Here is a 20846-nt window from a genome sequence, read left to right on the forward strand (position 1 = left end):
GTGGGCGGGCCGCACGGATTTGTTTCAATTCAGAGTGTCGTCGAAAGACAACGTTTACGCTTGCGAATGCTGCGTCTATGCAATCAGAAATTGCAATAGTAGCCTCAAACCGTCGCCTGGGAGATGCGGCGACCACAAGTTCGCACCTGTAAAACGGAGGATAAAATGGCTGAATATTCAATTACTGTTGAAATGGACCAGAATACCGTCAAGGCCCTTAAGGATTCCGGATATTATATGTATGGCTTCAAAGCTGTGCGCGGGCAATCCTCAGGTATGCCGACGGTCTGGTTCTCAAGTCAGAACTTCCTCACCGACACAACGCTGACCTGGGAGGAGAACTACCAGGCCTATATCTCGAACGATCAAATCGAATCGAATGTCGTGATCCACGCCTCGGCCAAAGCCGACATCGACCTCGGCCAGACGATGAATGTCGACAATGTCGGCAATGTCAGCGTGACCGGCGAAGGTACGGCCGGTGCGATCTCGATCATGAACAATTCGACGACGCAGTACACCTGCGGCATGTCCCAGCAGAACCCGAGTGGGGACTACACGACCCTGTGCGCCTTCCCGCTTTACGGCAATGGCCTCGACCTGATCGTGCCGATCGAGACGGTGCTGCTCATGTTCGCCACCAAGCCGGTCAAGACCGCGACGGTGATTGCCCAGGCTTTTGCGCAGGGCGCCCTGATTGACCTGACCGGTGTGAGCTCGCGCTCCTTGAGCTTCGACATCAACAAGGGCTGGGATGCGGCGAGCGCGACGTGGATGAAGAAGATCGCAGCCAACAGCCCCCTGCAGCCTCTCCTGATCCTCCCCCAGGTCAGCGAGAGCAAGGCCGCCAGACGGCTTGCTGCGGCTGCCGCTTGAGCTTTTGTGGCATTTCGCGACAGCTTGGCCGACTGCGATCGGGAGGGGGCGTTTGCGCCCCTTCCTTTTTCTACTGCGCAGTTAAAATTCGCGCCTGGTTGCCAGGTGCCGGGCTTTCTAATCGGATAATGGCATGGCCTCGCGTGACGTCACCATCGAACTTGATAACGCGACACTCACCCAGTTGAGCAAGCAGGGAGCCCGGCTTTACGTGCTTCGCGCAGTGACCTCAGCCGATAGAACCGGCCAACCAACGGTCTGGTGCACGAATTCGTCGCTTCTCTCGTCCAACTACGTCAGCTGGGACGCGACCTACGAAGCCTATATTTCGACCGATCCGCTGACCCCCTACGAGGTCGTCCGCCCCCAATCGAAAACCAAGATCGCGCCCTCGCAGGTGGCGGTCATTTCGGAGCCGGGCACGCTCACCACCCAAACCGGCGATCTTGAGGGGCGGTTCCAGATCGAGAATTCGAGCAAGACGGCTTACACTTGCGGCATCATTGGGGATTCCGCTGTCGGCGGCAATTATTGCGCCTTTCACGTCACGGTCGGCGGCCTCGTCGTCATCACGCCAACCGACAAGGCGTTCTTCATGTTCGCATCTCAGAAGTTCGATGTTGGGACGATCATCTTGCAGTCATTCGGTGCAGGAATAATTGTCGATGTGCCCGCTGGAAATACAAGTTTGATTTTCGACATTAACTCAGGATGGAGTGTAGAATCTTCTGCAAATTTCGAATTGGTTGCTGCTGGAGAAAAACTTCAAGAAAAGCTAATCATTCCAAGTCAAGTGATATTTGCTAGTAAGTCATAGAAATAAAGCACGTCTGAAAAAAATATTGCCACATGAGGGAAGTAGAATATAATGGATGTTGCAAGTCAACTTGTAGGACGAAGGAGATGCGGAAATGAAAAAATATATTCTTTCCGGCTTTGCCGCTCTCGCGATATTGGCCGCAACGGCTGTGCCCGCGGTTTCAAGCGAGGTTAAGACCGAGGGCTCGACACAGGTGGTGGCGCAGGCGTTGAAAAAGCTTGCTCAGGCCGACGATGCGAGTGCCTGCGCCAACATCCCGACGAGCGAGCTCGGCCGGTGCACGCTCGACAATCCGCCGGAGGTTCTCAACAACCTCAATTGCCCGGCCTGTTGTGCGCACCGCAATGCGCTGACGTGGATCTCTGCCAACCACAACGTGGCCTGCCAATGAAATGGACGGCTGAGCACTGCTGCTTTGCTGCTTGAAACCCGGAGGCGGCGGCGCCTGCGTCGCCGCTTCTACTCTTGCCCAAATCTGTCCACTTGCTGCGCGAGCGCGACAGCGATGCTCGGCGTTGCGGGCAGGAGGGGCGTCAGCGTTGCCTGAAACGCGTGATAGAGGTCTGGCTTGCCTTCGTAGATGCGCTCGCTGTCGCGCCCTTCGGCATCGACTTCGTTCAGCCATCCCCCGCGTTCGCGGTCAATCATGGCAAGATCGATATAATCCCAGAGACGTTGGTACCACTCGCTGTAGAGTTTTCTGCCCGTTCGCTTGAAAAGCGTGGCCGCGGCAGTGACCGCTTCCGCATGCACCCAATGAGCTCGTTCGGGAACGCTGGGCCGGCCGTTCCAATCGAGCGTGTAGACGATGCCCGGCCGTTCATCGGCTGCCCATCCGAGGTGCATCGCTGTCTCAAACAGAGCGATGGCATCCTCCAGGAGCCAGCTAGGCGGCGTCTCTCCATGAGTGAGAAGTGCTGCTTCCAGCTTGAGAAGCAGGTGCGACCATTCCAGAGAATGCCCCGGCGTCGTGCCATAGGGACGAAGGTCGTCCTCCGGTTTGTCGCGGTTGTAATCGCGCAAGACCTGCCAGTTGCGGTCGAAATGCTCCGGGAGGCAGTAATCATTGGCGCGCGCATAATCGTGGATCAGGCGGTTGGCGATGCGAAGCCCGCGTTCACGCCATTTCGGTGCATTGACGGCGTCCGCAAGCGCGAGGCACATTTCCAGGGAGTGCATATTGCTGTTGGCGCCGCGATAGTCCTCTTCGTCACTCCAGTCTGAGGCGAAGCTCTCTCGCATCGCACCTTCCGTTTCATGCCAGAAATGCGTCTCGATCACATCGATCGCTTCCTCAAGCAGCTGCTTTGCGGCCGGTCGCTTTGCGATGAAACCTGTTGAGGCTGCGAGCGCAACAAAGGCATGCGCATAGGCCTGCTTACGTCTGGGCGCACCCGCATCCGGTTCCCGCAGCCACCATCCGCCGTTTTCACTGTCACGTAATGGCCCCGATGCGAGCGAAGCCAGACCGTGATCCACAAGGGGAATGCACCCGGGAAGGCCCTGCAGCATGCCGAGCCCGTAAGAATGCACCATGCGCGCAGTCACGATGGTTTCGGCAACCGGCTTGTCCGGCAGGCGGCCATCGAGATCGAGCGCAGCAAAGCCATGGGGAACCAGAGAAGGCTTGGAAAAGTCGAGAAGCCGGCGACCTTCCGCTCGGAGCCAGGCCTGGTGCTGGCGTTGGACGAGCCAGTTGCCGGGCTCCGCTCCGAAAAGTGCGAGAGGTTCAACCATTGACGATCATGCCGCCGTTTACGTGGATCGTTTGGCCGGTAATGTAGGAACCGTCTTCGCTTGCCAGGTAAACAAAGGCAGGGCCGACTTCAGCGGGCTGGCCGATCCGGCCCATCGGCGTATCTTTACCCATCTCGGGCATGCTTTTCGGATCCACGCGGCCCCAGCTGGCGGGCTGGATGGGCGTCCAGATTGGGCCTGGCGCAACCTGGTTGACCCGCACGCCCTGGTTGGCGATTTGCTTGGCCAGAGCCCGGGTAAACCCGGATATCGCCCCTTTGGTGCTCGAATAGGCGACGAGATCCTCGTCTCCTAGAAAGCCGTTGACCGAGGTGCAGCTGATAATCGAACTGCCCTTGCCGAGATGCGGCATGGCTGCGCGGCTGAGATAGAAGATCGAATGTATGTTGACGTCGAAATGCCAGTTCCAGTCGGCATCGGAGATCTCGGTCACATCCTTGGCCACTTTCTGAATGCCGGCATTTGCAACCAGAATGTCCAGACCTCCGAAGGTCTCGACGGTCTTTTCAACCGCGTCTTTGCAGAATTCCGGCCGGCGCAGGTCCCCTTCGACGGCAAGAGCCTGTGCCCCCTCCGCCTCAATCAGACGGACCGCCTCTCGCCCGTCATCGGCTTCTTCCGGCAGGTAGACGATCGCGACAGCTGCACCTTCGCGGGCAAAATGCAATGCTACGGCGCGGCCGATACCGCTGTCGCCGCCGGTGATGAGCGCACGCTTTCCGGCAAGGCGGCCGGCACCCCTGTAGCTGTCTCGGATATGCTCGGCCGGTGGCGTGAGTTCGCTCTCTCGGCCCGGCATGCGGTCTTGGCTTTGCGGTGGGATCTCGGTCAAGGGATCACCCTCCGTTGTTTATGGGATCAATAACGCAACGGAGAAATGCCGAGCCCGTTGCATGATCGCTGTCATGCCGAGCGATATCTGCAGGGCGCGGCCAGGCGTCGGCGCCCCGATTTGTTTTCAAGCGGATTGCGAGGCGGCTTCAAACCGCTCGCAACTGCCCTGCGGGCCCTAGGTTTTACTCAGCCGCTTCCTGGCTATGATAGCCCCGCCGGTGATTGAGCTCTTGCAAGAGCTTCGCCGCCGATTCCGCAATCACGGTTCCTGGAGGGAAAATTGCTGAAGCTCCAGCTTTCTTCAGTGCCTCGAAATCCTGCGGAGGGATCACGCCGCCGACGACGATCATGATGTCTTCGGCACCTTCGCGATCAAGCGCCTGCCGGAGCGCCGGTACGAGAGACAGATGGCCCGCGGCGAGAGAGGAGACGCCGACGACGTGCACGTCGTTTTCCACCGCCTGGCGCGCCACTTCGTCCGGCGTGGAGAAGAGGGGGCCGACATCGACGTCGAAGCCGAGATCGGCGAAGGCCGAGGCGATCACCTTCTGGCCCCGGTCGTGCCCGTCCTGGCCCATCTTGGCGACGAGAACGCGCGGCCGTCTTCCGTCGGCGCGCTCGAATTCGGCCGTCATTTTCAGAGCCTTTTCGACGGGTTGATTCATTGAGCCAACCTCGCGTTTGTAGACCCCCGACAAGGTCTTCACCTCGGCCATGTGGCGGCCGAAGATCTTCTCCATGGCGTCGGAGATTTCGCCGACCGTGGCGCGCGCCCGGGCCGCTTCGACACTGAGGGCGAGCAGATTTCCTTCGCCGCTTTCGGCGGCTTTCGTCAGATTGGCGAGTGCTTCCTGCAGTTTTGCCGGATCGCGCTCCGCCTTGAGGCGGGTGAGTTTGTCGATCTGCTCGCGACGCACGGCCTCGATGTCGACCTTGAGGACGTCGATCTCCGGTTCTTCGTCGCTTGGATAAAGATTGACGCCGACGACGGCCTGTTTGCCGGAATCGATGCGCGCCTGTGTTTTCGCGGCGGCTTCTTCGATGCGGAGTTTTGGCAGGCCGGCTTCGATCGCCTTCGTCATGCCGCCGCGGGCTTCGACCTCTTCGATATGGGAAAGGGCGCGCCGCGCGAGATCGTCCGTCAATTTCTCGACCGCAAACGAGCCGCCCCACGGGTCGATCGTGTCGGTGGTGCCGGATTCAAGCGCGAGGATGAGCTGCGTGTTGCGGGCGATGCGGGCGGAGAAATCCGTTGGCAGCGCAAGGGCTTCGTCGAGTGAATTCGTATGGAGACTTTGCGTGCCGCCCTGCGTTGCCGCCATCGCCTCGATCGCCGTGCGCGCGACATTGTTGAAGACGTCCTGCGCCGTAAGCGACCAGCCGGAGGTCTGGCAATGGGTGCGCAGCGACAAGGAGCGCGCATCGGAGGGAGAAAAGTTCTCCTTGATGAGCTTCGCCCAGAGGAGGCGGGCCGCCCTAAGCTTCGCCACCTCCATGTAAAAATTCATTCCGATGCCGAAGAAGAAGGACAGCCGCGGTGCGAATTTGTCGACGTCGAGCCCGGCTTTGACGCCGGCGCGGACGTATTCGATGCCGTCGGCGAGCGTGTAGGCGAGCTCAAGATCCGCCGTCGCCCCGGCCTCCTGGATATGGTATCCGGAAATCGAAATGGAGTTGAAGCGCGGCATATTCTCTGCAGTGTAGGAGAATATGTCAGAAATGATGCGAAGAGACGGCGTCGGCGGGTAAATGTAGGTGTTGCGGACCATGAATTCTTTCAGGATGTCGTTTTGGATCGTTCCTGAAAGATCCTTCTGGGCGACGCCCTGTTCTTCAGCCGCTACGATGTATAAAGCCATCACCGGGAGCACGGCGCCGTTCATCGTCATCGACACACTCATCTTGTCGAGCGGGATGCCGTCGAAGAGTTCCTGCATGTCGAGGATGGAATCGATGGCCACGCCCGCCATGCCGACATCGCCGGAAACACGTGGATGATCAGAGTCATAGCCGCGATGGGTGGCGAGATCGAAGGCGACCGACAAGCCCTTCTGACCGGCGGCGAGATTGCGCCGGTAGAAGGCGTTCGACTCCTTCGCCGTGGAGAAGCCGGCATATTGGCGGATTGTCCACGGTTTCTGGACGTACATAGTCGGGTAGGGGCCGCGGAGATACGGCGCGATTCCCGGGTAAGTCTCTAGAAAATCGACGTTTTCGATCTCGTCCGAGCCGGGCCGCGGGGAAAGCGTGATCTCTTCCGGCGCGGTCCAGGAGCCCTGTTCGTGAGTTTTCGGCGCGGTTTCGGGCTTTTGCCAGGCGATCTGGCGGAAATCGGGAAGCGGGCTCATGCCGGCACCTCTTCTTTGGCCGTGAGGGCGGTGATTTCGGCCGCCGAAAGCGGCGTGAGAAGTCCGGATTGTGGTTTAATCTCAGAAGCTTCCACGGAAACCTCCGGTTCCTTCGGATTGGGGTAGAGCGTCGCGCCGACAAAGGGCGAGGCGCCGTCCGCGATCTTGTCAAGAAGCGCCTTGCGCGCCTTCGCGATGCGCCCGGTAAAGACTTGATCGATAAGGCTTTTCAGAATTCCGCCTTCGGCTTCGATCGCCTGAAACTCTGCCCAGCTTTTCTCACAAAGGGCGTCTGTGAACGCTTCGACGGCGCCGGAACCGGCGGCGGGATCATCAAGATGATGTATGCCGGATTCCGCCATCAACAAATGCTGGATGTTGCGGGCATAACGGCGCGCAGCGCGATCGGGCAGGCCGTGAGCGGACGAAAAGCCAAGCACAGCAAGGGTTTGAGCCCCGCCGGCGGCCGCCGAAAAGGCCGCGATTGTGGTGCGGATGAGGTTGTTGTGAGCGTCCGCCGCCATCATCATGCGCGACGCCGTCTCGCCGTGAAGGCGCGGGGAAAAGTCCGCCACACCGCAGACTTCGCCGAGCCGGCGGGTGAGAAGCGACATAGCGCGGAATTTGCCGATGGTGGCGAACTGGTCGTGGCCGGCGGCGAGCGTGACGCCGATTTTCGGCAGGACTTCGCCGGGTGAAAGCCCTTCGCCCGCAAGACCGCGAACAAGGCCCGCGATCGTCGCAAGCACGGCGGCAAGCTCCTGCGCCTCGCTCGCACCGGCGGAATGATAGATGCGCCCGTCGGCTTCCAGCACCGGACCGGCAAAGCCCGCTGTCTTGAGTTCGTTCAAAAGAGCAGCAAGGGCGGAAAAATCGACCGACGAGATATCCCCGCCGAAACGGGCGATGCGGCCGATCGGATCGACGCCGAAGGAGACGGAGCAATCGGCCGGGGAGACATTTTTCTGGGCGATGAGCGCGGCGACGCGGCGCGCGGTCCGAACGCCGTGGTCGCCCGGTTCAAGCCGCAGATGGATGGCGGGAAGTTCGACACCCTCAAGGACGGTGGCAAGCGCCTCCTCGGTGGCCGGCAGACCGAAGCCGGCGGCAGATGGTGCGCCATCGAAAATGAGCGCGAGACCGTCGGCGCCGCCGGACAGATCGGCGAGCGCCTGGCGCGAGGCGGCTTCAGCGTCGGGATGGTCGATGCGCTGCACGATCCGCCAGGGGCCGCTGCGCGGGGCGATCGGCGCGGCGTCGGCGGCGCGGGGATAAAGCGGCTCGATGGCGATGCCGTCGCGCGTCGACGATTGGAGCGTGGAAAAATCCGCGCCCTTCAGAGCCTTGTCGGCGAGTGTGCGCCAGTCTTCGGCTGAGGGCTGCGGAAAGATGTTGAGCGGCGGGCGCTGTGGCCCGGTCTCTGATGCCCCGGTTCCGGGCGAAGAGGCCTCAGATGATTGGCTCGATGACATGATGGATCCTCCCGGCCCTTTTTGCTGCGGCCGTTTTACTCTTGGGCGAAGCGAGCGGGCAAGACAGGCGGGAAACTTCGCCCGCACGGTCCGGCCGCTTTCCGCAGCACCCCTTTTGTGAGGCGTCTTACCGGCTGAAAGGCCGGGCGCCCATTCGCCAATAGTCGTTATCGCTCAAGAGCCTCGGCGGCAACGGCATGTGGGCGGCAACGGCATGTGGGCGGCAACGGCGTGTGGATGGCGGTGGCGCCCGATCTTCGGTCGAAAGGTTTTTGAGATTGTGCCGCATCGCGGGGATCAGGGGCGGCCCCGGTAGCGGGCGGGCCGCGTCGCCGGTCCGCCTCGGCGAGAGATGAGGGGCCGTGCCTCGGGGCCGTACCTTGGATCGGGCGCCCCGGCGGGCTCAACCCGGCGGGCTCAATAGGTCAGCATCACCGGCAGCGTCTTGGCTTCCTCGACCCAGCCGGCGACGCGCTTTTCGCTCGGCAGAAGCTGCACCATCGGCCGCGCCGCGTTCGCCTCCTGCATGCGCTTGACGAGATTGGCGACGTTGCGCCGCTTCAATTCCTTGACGGTGTCGACGCCCGCGGCTTCGAGAAGCTCCGAATATTCCTCCGCCACGCCGCGGATGCGCATGAGATCGGCCATATTGGCGAGCCGCAGGATGAATTTTTCCGAGATACCGGTTTCCTGGGCGAGCATCCGCCGCCCCTTCGGCGTCGACGCACGCTCCAGGAGTTTTGCCGTCGTGCGGATGCGCACGCGCTTCAACGCCGCGCATTCCTCAGGCGACAGGCATTCCATGGCCGAGATGGAATAGGACGGCACGCTTGTCCTCCAAGAGCCCCCTCCGCCATCATTTAGCCGCATCCTCGCCCACGACGCCAGCGCCGAGATCGGGCGGCGGTGAGCGGCCACGGGTCGCGGCGCGGACATGCGCTCATATGAGCGGTCCGCGGGTGGCCGGATGCGGGATGGGGCGGACGGCCGAGAGGCGGGTTTTTGCGGGGTGTTAGAGAAACTGGGAGAGGCCCGGCGTGCCGCGCACCAGCCGGTCGGTCGTCTCCGCGCCGACCTTTTCGCGGGCAAAGCCGAAGATTTCCTCGCCGAGCACCTGGATCTGGCCGATGTCGAGGCCGAGCCCCTGCAAGGCACCCAGAATTTCCATGATGCCGCCGCCCATCAGCCCGCCGAGGCCGCCGAGCGTGACGGCATCCTGATCGGGGGGGGGGCCGACATAATCCTCCGCCCCGTCGATGGCGGCGACGAGTTTTGCCATCTCCGCCTCGGGGCCCTCCCGGTTGAGGAAGGAGAACACGGCGCGGATGGCGGCCTCTGCCGTCTCCCCGTCGACATCAACGGCGCGCCTGACGCGCTGAACGAGCTCTTCCATGAGGGTTTTCCCGCGAGGTTTCGGCGAGGGGTTATGGCCGCGGGGAGGAGGGGAGGCAAGGGGGCTATCGTCACTCGCCTGATCGAAGGGCCGGTACTACATACTGTTGATCGAACTGCCATCGAAAAGTCTCTCTCAGGCGTTTTAACTGCAAGGATTGCGAGTGTTTCTTTTCATTGAAATCACTAGGTTGAGTTCGAATGGACGGTTCAAAGTGCAGCAGTGCGCCGCAATTGAATGTAACAACATAACGTGGTAAAAACCTAAAAAAATACTTTATCCACAGGTGGAGGGGCTAAATATGGCATTGCCGAGTAAAATAGGAGTTCACTGGAAGATAGAAGTTTTTTCTGCGTTTCAGGATATAGGTAGAAAAAACATAATACAGCGAAAAAGAAACGTATATTTTGGTGAGGCGATATCATTCGAAGATGGAGAGCCGGCTATATATAGGATGTGGGCGTATAAAGGCATAAATAAAGTGGATGAATTCTATCTATCTGCATCGGATATTATATGCTATCGGAATAATGGGGCTCTATATAGTATACTAGACAGATCGAGTGATCGAATAATATATGGAAACCTAGATAATTAGAGTGCGAGCCCGGCGTCTTTTGGGTGAACGTTGTCCGCGAGGCCCTCTGATAATGAGGGGAGCGCGGAAAGGCCTCGAACGCAGTGACCTCTCGGTTGCTGGTACGCCTGTGTGTAGAGTTATGAGTGCGCGGTTGTTAGAGGAGCTCTAAGCGACGCGCAACTTACCCCGGCAAACGGAGATATCGAGTTTCTCGGGGAGAGCTGCGATATGTGCAGATTCGTTCAGAAATGCAGGGTGAAGACTGGCTGTGGCGTCGCATCGTGCTTGGTGGATCGTTAAACTGGGTCATCCGCCGGGTGTGGTTGCGAGGATGGATCGGAAATATGAAGACGTCCAAAGGTCGCGCCCGCTTGTGCGATATCAATATGGCACGAACGGAAATTGACGTATTCATGATAAGATGCGGCTCACAATGAAAATACTGATACCTATAGGAACTTTAGCCGAAGAGGTAAAGTTAATAGACGTAATATTATATCTTGAAAGGTATAATATAAATCCCATTATATGTCGAACGTCTCAAGGAAAATTCAGATTAGCTGAAGAATTGTCGCGGTTTGATCTGATAGATTATAGCGATAATAAGTACGAAATAGGAATATTAACAGCAGCAAGAAGGCTTGTTGGGCAAGTGAGCGCGGCCGCAAGACAGTCCGGAAGTGCGGCCATAGCTTGTGTTGGAGACACGACGACGGCCTGGAGCGCAGCGATCTCCGCACAGGAAGAGGGTATACCATTATTCCATATTGAAGCTGGTATGAGGGCTCCCTCGATTACCTCACCGTTTCCAGAAGAGATGTTTCGAAGATCAATAGACTTATTGTCTACCTTTCACATAGCTTTCGATAAAGTTGATTTAATGAATCTTTGGAGAGAAGGGTGCCTGCGTGATGATTGCGCAATTCTCACAAATAGTACTGTTTATGACGATATGTTGCGTCGACAGACGTGGTCACCTATAAAAGAGCACGCGGTGGTGCATGTACATCGTCGCGAAACCCCCCTATCGGCTCTTATTTGCTTAATAAATACGTTACGAGAGAAAATTATTGGCAATTATGTTGACGATATTTATGTGGTGAATAATCGTAGATATGCCTGCGCAGAGGAAAAATTAAAAAAAATTAAAGATATTATATTAATAAACCCAATTGAAAGGCATAAGTTTTTGAGATTGATTGCGTCTAGTCGTTTCGTGGTTAGTGATAGCGGAACTTTACAGGAGGAGTGTGCAGCTTTCTCTGTGCCGCACCTTGTCTTTCGAAATGAAACAGAGCGACCATACCTGTTATCGCACAATGCGCCTGCGTGGCTAATTGGTCATGACCCGGCAGCGAGTTTACCTATAATACGTGGGGTGGCGCGCTATGCTCGAGAGCAGATTGGAGTAAGGAAGCTTCGTCAGGAGTGGGCTGGGGGAAGCGAAAAAATCGCTAATTTTATTTTTAAGAAAATATCTTCTGTAGGTCGATAATATTTTGGCGGATAACATTGTCGGTATGTTCTCCAATATGCTTATCAAGCTGAGAAAGAAGTCTCCCGACGGCGCGAGCATTATCCCTTAAGAGTCGTCGAACTTGTGCTAGAGCATCTTCTATGATGGCATTGTCGGGCTTCCCTTGCGCGCGTCGGGTAGCTAATTCGGCCGCCAACCATTCGGCAAGAAACTCAGATTCAATCCGCCAGCTGTCTCCGCAACTCTTATAAGAAGTATATATCTCTCTGCGATGTTCGGTGGCTCTCGTAATAAAATCGAGAAAAATATCCTTATTCGCGGGGATTTCGAGGCTGTCATATGTCCTAGATATATTAAAATAAACGAAACCCTTCCATAGAGAAGTAGATTTTGGGTCATCGGGGTAAGAGTGTTCGAGGTGCGAGAGCTCTCGTTCAGATTCAAGCAAATAGTCTCGAGATGCACCTATTGATGCGTGTGTATTTCCATATATATCTCTTCTGGCTAGTTTGCGTTCAATTACTCCCAAGAAATTTAATGATATCGCCCTTCCCCATGGCGAGGAAAAAGACGTGTCACGTAGCCCTTTAAAAATTTGTCTTAGATATCGCAGTTCATCAAGTCTCTCGGGCCTGGTCTGACAGGAAATATAGTAATTAATGATGCTCTTGGCGAGGGCGATCTCCGGAAGAGAGCCGGTGACGATGCAAGAATCAAGAAGTTTTGATAGCTCGTGCAGGCGTCCATCGTAAATCGCGGGAATAACGATGTGCGGAACTACGAGCTGAAGATGATCTACAAGAATTGATCGGTTGTTTGACAAGAGATTGTTAAGGTAGGATTCTGTTTTAGGCCATCTAAGAAGCCCATCCCAAGGAGAAGTAGGAAGTTCGGGTTTGACTGAGGTGAGGTATGAGACGAAACTGTCGACTATAGAGTCGGCTGTAGAGTGGACGCTATCCATTGAGTTTGCGTCGTATGAGCAGAAAGTAGGAGCCCAGATGCCTACGAGGTCATTTGGTAGTTCACTTCTATTGATGCCGATCAAGGCGGGGGAAACGAGGTTGCGGGGTAGTGTTGCAAGAGCGAGACCCCATTCGAACATCATATTTGGACGAAACGCAGGCCCTGAAGCCGGGAAGTGAGGCAGGCGGTTGCATTGTGTGTCTTCCACTAGGACAAGCACGGCGCCTGCAGTCATAATCTGCTGGCGGACTCTCTCCCCGAGGAAAGATGATTGGTTGGGGACGCGTTCATCGCCGCCGAGCACAGCGGTTCGACCTGCCTTCCGCAAACGGTCGACGACCGCGCTGGCGAGGACCCTGTTCCCACCCCAGACAACGAAAATGTGCCCCGCGTGGCGCATCGTCCCCCCAAACCAGTCGAAATTGCGCGGTTTCGTCTAGAGCATAAGACTCCAAGATGGCGACGTAGACAATGCGTTTGCTGTCGCTCCTTTGTCTTTCGGCAAGGGTGAGTAGAAGGAGGGCTGATCGGATCTTCTTATGTTCCTTAGTTTGCTCGCGGGCGTTCTCGCGCAGCACCCGCTCCCGCCAGGGGAGAGGAAGACGTAGTGCAACTAGGGTGGGTTTGTGCCGAAAGTTGCCCGTTCTTCCTCCTCCACGTGTGAACCCCAATGCGCTCAAGGCGTTGGCCTTCGACATGAGGACCAGGAGACGTGGGAACAGCATGTCGGAGACAGCGGAAAGAGTGGCCCCTGAGAAAGGGGCGGAGGGCAGGGCGCCCGAAAGTGGGATGCAGACAAGCGCAAACGGACAGGAACGGGCGAGCGGGGCGAAGCGGGCTGCCGTTTATCGCATGGTGATGGAGGAGCATGTCTGCCCCTATGGCATCAAGGCGAAGGATCTGCTCGAACGCGAAGGGTTTGCGGTCGAGGATCACTGGCTTGAAACCCGCGCGGAGACCGACGCCTTTCAGCGCGAGCACGATGTTGAGACGACGCCGCAGATCTTCATCGCGGGCCGTCGCATCGGCGGTTATGACGAATTGCGCGAGCATTTCGGTGAGCATGTGACGAAGGAAGGCGAGACGAGCTACCGGCCGGTGATCGCCATCTTTTCCGTCGCCTTTTTGATGGCGCTCGCCGTCAGTTTTGCCGCCTTCGGGACCATCCTTACTGCGCGCGCGCTCGAATGGTTCATTGCCATTTCGATGTGCCTGTTGGCGGTGCAGAAGCTGCAGGACGTGGAGAGCTTTTCCACCATGTTCCTGAACTACGATCTCCTGGCGCCGAAATATGTGCGCTACGCCTACTTTTACCCCTTCGGCGAGGCGGCGGCCGGGATCTTGATGATCGCCGGGGCGCTGACGTTCGTTTCCGCGCCGATCGCGCTCTTCATCGGCGGGGTTGGGGCGGCCTCCGTCTTCAAGGCCGTCTATATCGACAAGCGGGAACTGAAATGTGCCTGTGTCGGTGGCGGCAGCAATGTGCCGCTCGGCTTCGTGTCGCTGACGGAGAACCTGATGATGCTCGCGATGGGGATCTGGATGCCTTACCGGATGCTGGTTCTGGGCTGGTGATCGGCGCACGGCTTTTATGCGGGTCCGCCATGCGGCTGTGATTTGCCGAGCGGGGGCGCGATCGGCTAGGGACGGGGGAAACCCTGGCGCGCCCGGGGCGGGAGGCCGCATCGTTTTTGTGATGCGGCGATCGTGAAGCCCGCCCGGCCGGCGCGAAAACATGAAGGCTCACATGCTTCAAAACACGCTTGCCCGCATCGACCGGGCCGTTTCCGGCGAGGCGCTGGAACGGCTCTTTCAGTTGATCCGCATCCCTTCGATTTCCGCCGATCCGGCCTATGCCGCCGCCTGCCGCAACGCCGCCTCCTGGTGCGCGACGCAGCTGAACGAGATCGGTTTTGAGGCCTCGGTGCGCGACACGATCGGCCATCCGATGGTGGTCGGCCATTATAAGGGCGCGGGCGAAGGCAAGCCGCATATCCTCTTCTACGGCCATTACGACGTGCAGCCGGCCGACCCTCTGGAGCTGTGGGAGACGCCGCCGTTCGAGCCGCAGGTTTCGGGCGAGGGCGACGCCGCCAAGATTTTGGGCCGCGGCTCCTCCGACGACAAGGGCCAGTTCATGACCTTCATCGAGTCGGCGCGTGCGCTGATGGAGGAAGAGGGCGCTCTGCCGGTCAATGTGACGGTGCTTTTGGAGGGCGAGGAGGAATCGGCGAGCCCGTCGCTGCTGCCGTTCCTCAAAGACAATGTCGAGGAGCTCAAAGCCGACGTCGCCTTCGTCTGCGACACCTCGCAATGGGACGCCAAGACGCCGGCGATCGCGACGCGCCTGCGCGGGCTTCTCTATGAGGAGGTGTTCATCGAGGGGCCGGCCTATGACCTTCATTCCGGGCATTATGGCTCTGCGGCGAGGAACCCGATCCATGTCTTGACGAAGGTTCTCGCGGATCTGCGCGATGACGAGGGGCGCATCCAGATCCCGGGCTTTTATGACGGCGTCGCCGAGCTGACGGCAGACGAGAAGGCCCAATGGGAGAGCCTCGGCTTCGACCCGCAGGCGTTTCTCGCCGAGATCGGCCTGAAGGAGCCCGGGGGCGAAAAGGCCTATTCGGTTCTGGAACAGATCTGGGCGCGGCCGACGGCGGAGGTGAACGGCATCATCGGCGGCTATACCGGCGACGGCAGCAAGACGGTGATCCCGGCGAAGGCCTCGGCGAAAGTCTCCTTCCGACTCGTGGGCGAGCAGGAGCCGGACAAGATCCGCGAGGCGTTCCGCGCCTTTGTGGCGGCGCGCGTGCCGGGCGATTGCAAGGTGACGTTCAAGAGCCATGGCGGCGAGGGCGCCATCACCCAGCCATCGGACAGCGAATGGGTGGCGCGGTCGCTGACGGCGCTCACGGAAGAATGGGGCACGGAGGCGAAGCTCATTGGCATGGGCGGCTCGATCCCGATCGTGGCGCAGTTCAAGCGCGTGCTCGGCATGGACACGGTGCTCGTGGGCTTCGCGCTCGATGACGATCGCATCCACTCGCCGAACGAGAAATACAATCTGACGAGCTTTCACCACGGCATCCGCTCCTGGGCGCGGATCCTTTCCGCGCTCGGGGCGTAGGCGGGGCACATCATGCAGGCGATCTGCGTTTTCTGCGGCTCCAATGCCGGGGCGCGCGCCGATTATGCGCGCGTGGCCTGCGGCCTCGGCGCGGCGATTGCCGAGGCGGGGCTCCGCCTCGTTTATGGCGGGGCGCGCGTCGGGCTGATGGGCGCCGTCGCCAATGCCGCGCTGACGGCGGGCGGCGAGGTGATCGGCGTCATCCCGCATGCGCTCGTGCAAAAGGAGGTGGCGCATAAGGGGCTCACAAAACTCCACGAAGTCGGCTCCATGCATGAGCGAAAAGCGCTGATGGGCGACCTCTCCGACGGGTTCGTGGCGCTGCCGGGCGGGGCGGGCACGCTCGAAGAACTGTTTGAGGTATGGACCTGGGGCCAGCTCGGCTATCACAAAAAGCCGGTCGGGCTGTTGAATGTGGCAGGGTTTTATGACGGGCTCGCCGCCTTCCTCGACCACCAGGCGGCGGAGCATTTCATGCGCCCCGAACACCGGGCGATGCTGATGGTGGAGGCGGATCCCGGCACGCTTCTCCACCGCTTCAAGACCTATGAGCCGCCGCAGGTGGAGAAATGGATCGCCGGCCGCGAGAGGTGAGCGTGCCATGACGGGCATGGGGGCCGAGATGCGCTTCGACGAGGCGGAACGCGCGCGCCTTGAACGGGCGCTTCAGGCCCGCGCGCCCGGCGCGTTCCACTTCCCCGAAATCTATGGGGAGGGCTGGGACCGGCTTTATATCGGCGACCGGGTGAAACTCGGCCGCACCTTCTTGAACGCCGTGCGCGCCGGCGACTTTCCGGGCGTCGAGGATACGGGCCGCAAGCAGGACAGCGGCCGGGTCTATCGCTGGAACGGGCGATGACACGGGCGATGACCCAGCCCGTGGAAAGGGCAAGCCGCACCACGGAGAGCTCTGAGGGCGAAGGGCCACAGAGGGAGGGGGCGGGCGCCGGCGATGCGGGCGCGGGAGACACGGCCGTGGTGGAGCTGCGCGCCCATCATCTCCTGTGCATGCTGACCTTTGCGGGAAAAGGCTATTCGCCGGGCTTCGTCGCCCGCTTCGAGGAGGTGGCGGCGGCGATCAATGCGGGGGCTGCCGTGAAAATCGTCGACGGCCCCGACCCGCTCTGCGCCTGCGTGATCGCGGCGGAAAAAGAGCCGCATTGCTTCAAGGCGTCCGTCACCGAACGCGACCGCAAGGCCGCCCGCGATGTCGGCGAAAAACTCGGCCTGACGATTAAGGCCGGCACGGTGATCCCGCTCTCCCGCACGCGCGTCGACGAGATGCGCACCTGGTTCCAACAAGGCACCACCCGCCCCGCCTGCGCCGGCTGCGAATGGGACACGCTGTGCACGCGGCTCGCCGATGGCGGGTTTGAGGGGTGCCGGGTGAAGGGGGTGTAGGGGGAGGATGTGCCGGCGGGAAAATGACCGCGAAGAGCCGGAAGGGGGACTGTCGGTTTTGGGGATAGGCAGGCTGAAAGCTTCCAGTCGGCAAATGTCCTTGTTCACTCGACCCATCGGACATGGGTGGTGAAACAGAATACAATTAAAGTGTTTCAAAGCGGAGCGTTCGAAGGACAGGAAACGGGGTAGAACGCGGACGTTCCCGGAGCTCCGCTGTAATTTACGAGTCCCGTCGTCCCTTCAGGTCCTCAAGCATATCCAGGATATCGGTCGCGCTTTTCCCTTCCTCTGCCATTTTCTCCTGAAGTGACTCGAGTCTTGGGAACGCTTCCAAAAACCCTCTATACATCTTACTTTTCTCAGCCAGCAGCTCCGCGGCGGGCAAATTCTTTAGTCTATTACGGTGGGCAGCGTACTCTTTGATGCGATCTATATTTGTATCAATTTCCTCAATGCCGATCTCCTCGTATGCTAACTCTTCAAGGATAAAGTCAAATCCCTTCATCTTGAGTGTTAAATCCCCTGTAATCCGTCTGTAGAGGATGGTGGCAACACACAGCACAGCTTCAATTTGGACATAGCTTATCTCAGGCAGATAGGCATCATGATCCCGATCCGCATGTTTCAGGAAATTTGCTGGACCGGCTAAATATCTACGAAAGTCAGGCGGCAGCTTATCTGTCAAAGTTCGTAAGAAGTCATAATCCTGATGATGTCTATAAATATCATTTAGAATTTGATGCGCTGAAAATGATATAGAGTATATTGAAAGTAAATCTCCATTCGAGAAATACAAATCGATCGCAGTGTCTATTTGCCGTCTCGCAGCATCTATTTTTGAAATTTTTTCCATAATGTATTACGCAGATTTCCCGTCGAATATGAAGGTTAGTTTGAAATTTCGCAGGAGTTGCAAGTATTGGCAGATCGCTGGGGGGGGCAAGGCAGATAGGGGGCGGGGATGAGCTGATAACGGCCGAGTACGGGTGCAGCACCTGAGGAGCTGGGAACCGTAAAGAGGGGTTGAAAAGCGTGGGTGCCCGCGATTGTCAATTCTGAAACGGAATTAGCATTTCTTTTTTAGATGTTCACCATTGACCCCGGCGGCCTCACAGGTGGGGGCTAGAGGGGCAGTTACGGCTCCGGCGTCCCGGCAAGGTCTTTCAAGAGCTGCTGGCAAAATGCAGTATCCGTGTCGTGCCATGCGGGGACGAGGTTTACGATAGATTCGAATTACAATATCCTTTGGGCTTCCGTCGGCAGAGGCGCGGAACATATGCTAGGCTTGGGACAAATTCCGGTCTCCCGCTGCTATTGGCGGTTCAGCGACCGGAGTTGATGATCGCCATCCGAAGGGCAATCCAATCGGGAGGTGAAGACGCTATCTATGGCTTCGGCGGCAACGTCAGCGCAGCCGGTTCTTCATACGCTTGATCTGCTCGGGCGAACCCTCGAAGGTGTAGCCTTCGCGGGTCCTTTTCATCCGCATGCCGGGACCGGCGGCCTTCTTGAGGTTATCTTCGACATGCTTCTCCACGCTGCGCGTCAACTCTCTCTGAAGTTGTGAGGCGGAAGTGATCGTGCGGCCATTGAACCGCATTTCGATGCGAGCCATCGCGTTGTTCCTTTCGTGTCAGCCCTTCGGGGGGACCGGATCTTTGCCATAGGTGTTCCGCTCGCGGATGCGACCGTTCTCGCCGTGGATCAGCATCTCGCTGCTCTGGCGAATGGCGGATTCACGCGCGGCCGCGATCGCCTCGCGCTGGGTGTGGTGGACGGAAGATGCACGGGAGTTTCCTGCTCCCTTTACGGCCCAGCCGCTGTCATGAGGAACAACGTGTTGATTTTTCTTAGACATTTAAATCTCCATATGTCGATGTTGATTGACAAATGCGCCAACCTAGTGTTTATATTTAACCCATAAAACGGCGTTTATCAACCATAAAATATGGGGAGAACCATGTTCGGACAAAGGCTCAAGCTTGCCCGCAAACGGGCTGGCCTATCCATGCAAGCTCTTGCCGACCGCGCGACCCCCAGCGTGTCGGCGCAGGCCATCAGCAAATATGAAGCGGACAAGATGATGCCTTCCTCGTCGGTGCTGGTCGGCCTCGGCAAGGCGCTCGGCGTGTCGCTGGACTTCCTGCTCGGCGGGCAAGTCAAAGCTTTGGAAAGCGTCGAGTGGCGGAAGAACTCGACTGCCTCAGCGCAGGATCGGGCGATGGCGGAAGCCATCGTGATCGATAAGCTCGAAGACTATCTCGCTATCGAGGACATCCTCGACCTGCACCGCGGAGAAGATCCTTTCGCTACGCTGCGTGTGGATCATGTTGTCGATGAAGACGCCATCGAGGCCAAGGCGCGGGAAGTGCGGCGAGTGTGGAAGCTCGGGATCGACCCCATACCCAGCATGACTGCCCTGCTCGAAGACAAGGGGCTCAAGGTCATCGAGGCTGATCTCCCTGAACGCATTAACGGTCTAGCTTGCCATGTCGAGCGGGTGGAAGGTTCACCGACTGAAGTGATTGTCGTCTCGCGGCACACCAATGTCGAGCGCAAGCGCTTCAACCTCGCCCATGAACTCGCTCACCGCATTATAATCGCCACCGGCAATGCCGCGCTGAAAAAGGAACCTTCTATGCACCGCTTCGCGGGAGCGTTCCTCATTCCGCGTGAGCATTTGGAAGGGGAAGCTGGCCGGAATCGGCATGGCATGACCTGGATCGAGATCATGCGGCTCAAGCGCACCTACGGCGTCTCGGCCGCAGCGATGCTTGTGCGCCTTAGCCAGGTTGGCATCCTGTCGAAGAGTGCTTTGGAATATGCCTTCAAGACCTATGCGCGAAGCTGGCGGCGTGAAGAACCGGAGCCCATCATGCCGGGCGAGGGTTTTGCAGCCTTTGAGAAGCCGCAGCGCTTCGAGCGCCTTGTCTGGCGTGCGCTCGGCGAAGAGATGATCTCTCCTGTTCGCGCAGCACAAATGCTCGGACTCCCATTGAGCGTTGTCGAACGCGACATCAGGGGGCCGCGTGACCTGTGACTTGCGTCGTCGTCAATGATGCGTCTTGCCTGATCGACTTAAAGAAGGGTGAGTTGCTGCATGTCCTGCTGCGGCTGCCCTATCAGTTCATCGTCCCCTTACCTATCCGTGAGGAGGAGCTCCTGAATTTCACGCCGCAAGAATGGCGAATGCTCGAGGACGGCGGGTTCAGTACATATGATTTGCCAGGAACGGAAGTTGCCCAAGTTCGCGCGCTTAAGCGTCAGCACAGCCAATTGTCAGCCAACGATTGCTTCGCCTTGGTGACGACGACCTGCCACGAGGATGCAATTCTCCTAACTGGAGACGGGCTTCTTAGAAGCGTCGCCGTTGCGCGCGCCGTGCGGGTTCATGGCGTCCTTTGGATTATCGACGAGCTGGAAGCGGCAGGCGCCTGCGATATCGAATTGCTGATTTCGGCCCTCGAACGCTGGCTCGCGGATGACGCTGTGTTCCTGCCGGTTGCAGAAATCGACAAGCGCTTACGAAAGCTCCGTAGTGTGTAGCCAAACTCAAAACCGGTCCAAAGTTCGAGGCTTCAGGTGTTGTCTGAACACCAAGGCGCTTTATTCCATACTGGCCCCTACGCATCTTGCAAGAAGAGCGTCCGCTTTCTCGCGGCAGACACGATGACCGGAACGACGGTCAAAGGCGCATAGCGGCCGCTCGTCACGACTTTTCGTCCTTAAGGATCTTGTAAGAGAAAAGGAGCGCGAACAGGCGACCCGCGTCCGATGCTTCTCTCAAC

General features: G+C 58.4%; 21 protein-coding genes. 11 read left to right on the forward strand and 10 right to left on the reverse strand.

Annotation, left to right across the window (positions count from 1 at the left end):
* Positions 1-165: 165 nt before the first annotated feature.
* From BLP76_RS02580 to BLP76_RS02590, 3 genes are all read left to right on the forward strand, one after another.
* Complete coding sequence (locus tag BLP76_RS02580; protein ID WP_139163663.1) at positions 166-876, forward strand: hypothetical protein; 711 nt, start codon at positions 166-168, stop codon at positions 874-876.
* Positions 877-1009: 133 nt separating this feature from the next.
* Positions 1010-1693: a hypothetical protein gene (locus BLP76_RS02585; protein ID WP_092809311.1), complete on the forward strand. Its 684-nt coding sequence runs from the start codon at positions 1010-1012 to the stop codon at positions 1691-1693.
* Positions 1694-1787: 94 nt separating this feature from the next.
* Complete coding sequence (locus BLP76_RS02590; RefSeq protein WP_092809312.1) at positions 1788-2087, forward strand: hypothetical protein; 300 nt, start codon at positions 1788-1790, stop codon at positions 2085-2087.
* 68 nt (positions 2088-2155) lie between these two features.
* On the opposite strand, the gene BLP76_RS02595 is transcribed toward BLP76_RS02590, so the two are convergent.
* The 6 genes from BLP76_RS02595 to BLP76_RS02620 form a co-directional block, all read right to left on the reverse strand.
* Positions 2156-3433 carry a D-mannose isomerase gene (locus tag BLP76_RS02595; protein ID WP_092809313.1) on the reverse strand — a complete coding sequence of 426 codons (1278 nt, stop codon included), beginning with the start codon at positions 3431-3433 and terminating at the stop codon, positions 2156-2158.
* Positions 3426-4253, reverse strand: a complete 828-nt coding sequence (locus BLP76_RS02600; RefSeq protein ID WP_092809314.1) for a glucose 1-dehydrogenase — start codon at positions 4251-4253, stop codon at positions 3426-3428. The genes BLP76_RS02595 and BLP76_RS02600 overlap by 8 nt, the downstream gene beginning before the upstream one ends.
* A gap of 217 nt (positions 4254-4470) precedes the next feature.
* Positions 4471-6636, reverse strand: coding sequence for a methylmalonyl-CoA mutase (gene scpA / locus BLP76_RS02605; protein ID WP_092809315.1), 2166 nt, complete (start codon positions 6634-6636; stop codon positions 4471-4473).
* Positions 6633-8108 carry a methylmalonyl-CoA mutase family protein gene (locus BLP76_RS02610; RefSeq protein WP_092809316.1) on the reverse strand — a complete coding sequence of 492 codons (1476 nt, stop codon included), beginning with the start codon at positions 8106-8108 and terminating at the stop codon, positions 6633-6635. The genes scpA and BLP76_RS02610 overlap by 4 nt, the downstream gene beginning before the upstream one ends.
* Before the next feature lie 417 nt (positions 8109-8525).
* Positions 8526-8936, reverse strand: coding sequence for a DUF4332 domain-containing protein (locus BLP76_RS02615; RefSeq protein WP_338081406.1), 411 nt, complete (start codon positions 8934-8936; stop codon positions 8526-8528).
* A gap of 184 nt (positions 8937-9120) precedes the next feature.
* Positions 9121-9501, reverse strand: coding sequence for a DUF2267 domain-containing protein (locus BLP76_RS02620; RefSeq protein ID WP_092809318.1), 381 nt, complete (start codon positions 9499-9501; stop codon positions 9121-9123).
* Between the two features lie 1013 nt (positions 9502-10514).
* Between BLP76_RS02620 and BLP76_RS02625 the strand changes: the two genes are divergently transcribed.
* Positions 10515-11576: a UDP-N-acetylglucosamine 2-epimerase gene (locus BLP76_RS02625; RefSeq protein ID WP_170130344.1), complete on the forward strand. Its 1062-nt coding sequence runs from the start codon at positions 10515-10517 to the stop codon at positions 11574-11576.
* Here the strand turns inward: BLP76_RS02625 and BLP76_RS02630 are convergent.
* On the reverse strand, positions 11548-12924 hold the full coding sequence (locus BLP76_RS02630) for a TIR domain-containing protein (RefSeq protein WP_092809320.1): 1377 nt from the start codon (positions 12922-12924) through the stop codon (positions 11548-11550). The two genes, BLP76_RS02625 and BLP76_RS02630, sit on opposite strands and share 29 nt — an antisense overlap.
* 389 nt (positions 12925-13313) lie before the next feature.
* On the opposite strand from BLP76_RS02630, the gene BLP76_RS02635 reads away from it, so the two are divergent.
* The 5 genes from BLP76_RS02635 to BLP76_RS02655 all read left to right on the forward strand — a co-directional run bounded on the left by BLP76_RS02635 (position 13314) and on the right by BLP76_RS02655 (position 17055).
* Positions 13314-14099, forward strand: a complete 786-nt coding sequence (locus BLP76_RS02635; protein ID WP_244514389.1) for a glutaredoxin — start codon at positions 13314-13316, stop codon at positions 14097-14099.
* A gap of 160 nt (positions 14100-14259) precedes the next feature.
* Positions 14260-15654: a dipeptidase gene (locus BLP76_RS02640; protein ID WP_420867605.1), complete on the forward strand. Its 1395-nt coding sequence runs from the start codon at positions 14260-14262 to the stop codon at positions 15652-15654.
* Positions 15655-15666: 12 nt separating this feature from the next.
* The gene (locus BLP76_RS02645) at positions 15667-16248 is read left to right on the forward strand and encodes an LOG family protein (RefSeq protein WP_092809322.1); all 582 of its coding nucleotides are present in this window, start codon (positions 15667-15669) and stop codon (positions 16246-16248) included.
* 7 nt (positions 16249-16255) lie between these two features.
* Entirely contained in the window at positions 16256-16513 is a 258-nt protein-coding gene (locus tag BLP76_RS02650; protein ID WP_200170476.1) for a DUF1413 domain-containing protein, read from the forward strand.
* Positions 16510-17055, forward strand: coding sequence for a DUF1284 domain-containing protein (locus BLP76_RS02655; RefSeq protein ID WP_092809323.1), 546 nt, complete (start codon positions 16510-16512; stop codon positions 17053-17055). The genes BLP76_RS02650 and BLP76_RS02655 overlap by 4 nt, the downstream gene beginning before the upstream one ends.
* A gap of 223 nt (positions 17056-17278) precedes the next feature.
* On the opposite strand, the gene BLP76_RS18525 is transcribed toward BLP76_RS02655, so the two are convergent.
* The 3 genes from BLP76_RS18525 to BLP76_RS02670 all read right to left on the reverse strand — a co-directional run bounded on the left by BLP76_RS18525 (position 17279) and on the right by BLP76_RS02670 (position 18916).
* Complete coding sequence (locus tag BLP76_RS18525) at positions 17279-17911, reverse strand: hypothetical protein (protein ID WP_139163664.1); 633 nt, start codon at positions 17909-17911, stop codon at positions 17279-17281.
* A 552-nt stretch (positions 17912-18463) separates the two neighbouring features.
* Positions 18464-18673 (reverse strand): hypothetical protein, encoded by a 210-nt coding sequence (locus BLP76_RS02665; RefSeq protein ID WP_092809325.1) that lies wholly within the window; start codon positions 18671-18673, stop codon positions 18464-18466.
* Between the two features lie 18 nt (positions 18674-18691).
* The gene (locus BLP76_RS02670) at positions 18692-18916 is read right to left on the reverse strand and encodes a DUF2188 domain-containing protein (protein ID WP_092809326.1); all 225 of its coding nucleotides are present in this window, start codon (positions 18914-18916) and stop codon (positions 18692-18694) included.
* A gap of 102 nt (positions 18917-19018) precedes the next feature.
* Between BLP76_RS02670 and BLP76_RS02675 the strand changes: the two genes are divergently transcribed.
* The gene (locus tag BLP76_RS02675) at positions 19019-20098 is read left to right on the forward strand and encodes a helix-turn-helix domain-containing protein (RefSeq protein ID WP_200170475.1); all 1080 of its coding nucleotides are present in this window, start codon (positions 19019-19021) and stop codon (positions 20096-20098) included.
* Entirely contained in the window at positions 20095-20604 is a 510-nt protein-coding gene (locus tag BLP76_RS02680; protein WP_092809328.1) for a PIN domain-containing protein, read from the forward strand. Before BLP76_RS02675 ends, BLP76_RS02680 begins: the two co-directional genes overlap by 4 nt.
* Positions 20605-20846: the final 242 nt, after the last annotated feature.

The organism is Afifella marina DSM 2698 (assembly GCF_900102695.1).
Lineage (GTDB): Bacteria > Pseudomonadota > Alphaproteobacteria > Rhizobiales > Afifellaceae > Afifella > Afifella marina.

Excerpts from the sequence above, each read along its gene's own strand:
- BLP76_RS02650 (WP_200170476.1), top strand. The coding sequence starts at position 16,256 with ATGACGGGCATGGGGGCCGAGATGCGCTTCGACGAGGCGGAACGCGCG.
- BLP76_RS02625 (WP_170130344.1), top strand. The coding sequence starts at position 10,515 with ATGAAAATACTGATACCTATAGGAACTTTAGCCGAAGAGGTAAAGTTA.
- BLP76_RS02675 (WP_200170475.1), top strand. The coding sequence starts at position 19,019 with ATGTTCGGACAAAGGCTCAAGCTTGCCCGCAAACGGGCTGGCCTATCC.
- BLP76_RS18525 (WP_139163664.1), bottom strand. The coding sequence starts at position 17,911 with ATGGAAAAAATTTCAAAAATAGATGCTGCGAGACGGCAAATAGACACT.
- BLP76_RS02640 (WP_420867605.1), top strand. The coding sequence starts at position 14,260 with ATGAAGGCTCACATGCTTCAAAACACGCTTGCCCGCATCGACCGGGCC.
- BLP76_RS02595 (WP_092809313.1), bottom strand. The coding sequence starts at position 3,433 with ATGGTTGAACCTCTCGCACTTTTCGGAGCGGAGCCCGGCAACTGGCTC.
- BLP76_RS02600 (WP_092809314.1), bottom strand. The coding sequence starts at position 4,253 with ATGCCGGGCCGAGAGAGCGAACTCACGCCACCGGCCGAGCATATCCGA.
- BLP76_RS02610 (WP_092809316.1), bottom strand. The coding sequence starts at position 8,108 with ATGTCATCGAGCCAATCATCTGAGGCCTCTTCGCCCGGAACCGGGGCA.
- BLP76_RS02645 (WP_092809322.1), top strand. The coding sequence starts at position 15,667 with ATGCAGGCGATCTGCGTTTTCTGCGGCTCCAATGCCGGGGCGCGCGCC.
- BLP76_RS02630 (WP_092809320.1), bottom strand. The coding sequence starts at position 12,924 with ATGCGCCACGCGGGGCACATTTTCGTTGTCTGGGGTGGGAACAGGGTC.
- BLP76_RS02580 (WP_139163663.1), top strand. The coding sequence starts at position 166 with ATGGCTGAATATTCAATTACTGTTGAAATGGACCAGAATACCGTCAAG.
- BLP76_RS02670 (WP_092809326.1), bottom strand. The coding sequence starts at position 18,916 with ATGTCTAAGAAAAATCAACACGTTGTTCCTCATGACAGCGGCTGGGCC.
- BLP76_RS02590 (WP_092809312.1), top strand. The coding sequence starts at position 1,788 with ATGAAAAAATATATTCTTTCCGGCTTTGCCGCTCTCGCGATATTGGCC.
- BLP76_RS02620 (WP_092809318.1), bottom strand. The coding sequence starts at position 9,501 with ATGGAAGAGCTCGTTCAGCGCGTCAGGCGCGCCGTTGATGTCGACGGG.
- BLP76_RS02665 (WP_092809325.1), bottom strand. The coding sequence starts at position 18,673 with ATGGCTCGCATCGAAATGCGGTTCAATGGCCGCACGATCACTTCCGCC.
- BLP76_RS02655 (WP_092809323.1), top strand. The coding sequence starts at position 16,510 with ATGACACGGGCGATGACCCAGCCCGTGGAAAGGGCAAGCCGCACCACG.
- BLP76_RS02635 (WP_244514389.1), top strand. The coding sequence starts at position 13,314 with ATGCAGACAAGCGCAAACGGACAGGAACGGGCGAGCGGGGCGAAGCGG.
- scpA (WP_092809315.1), bottom strand. The coding sequence starts at position 6,636 with ATGAGCCCGCTTCCCGATTTCCGCCAGATCGCCTGGCAAAAGCCCGAA.
- BLP76_RS02585 (WP_092809311.1), top strand. The coding sequence starts at position 1,010 with ATGGCCTCGCGTGACGTCACCATCGAACTTGATAACGCGACACTCACC.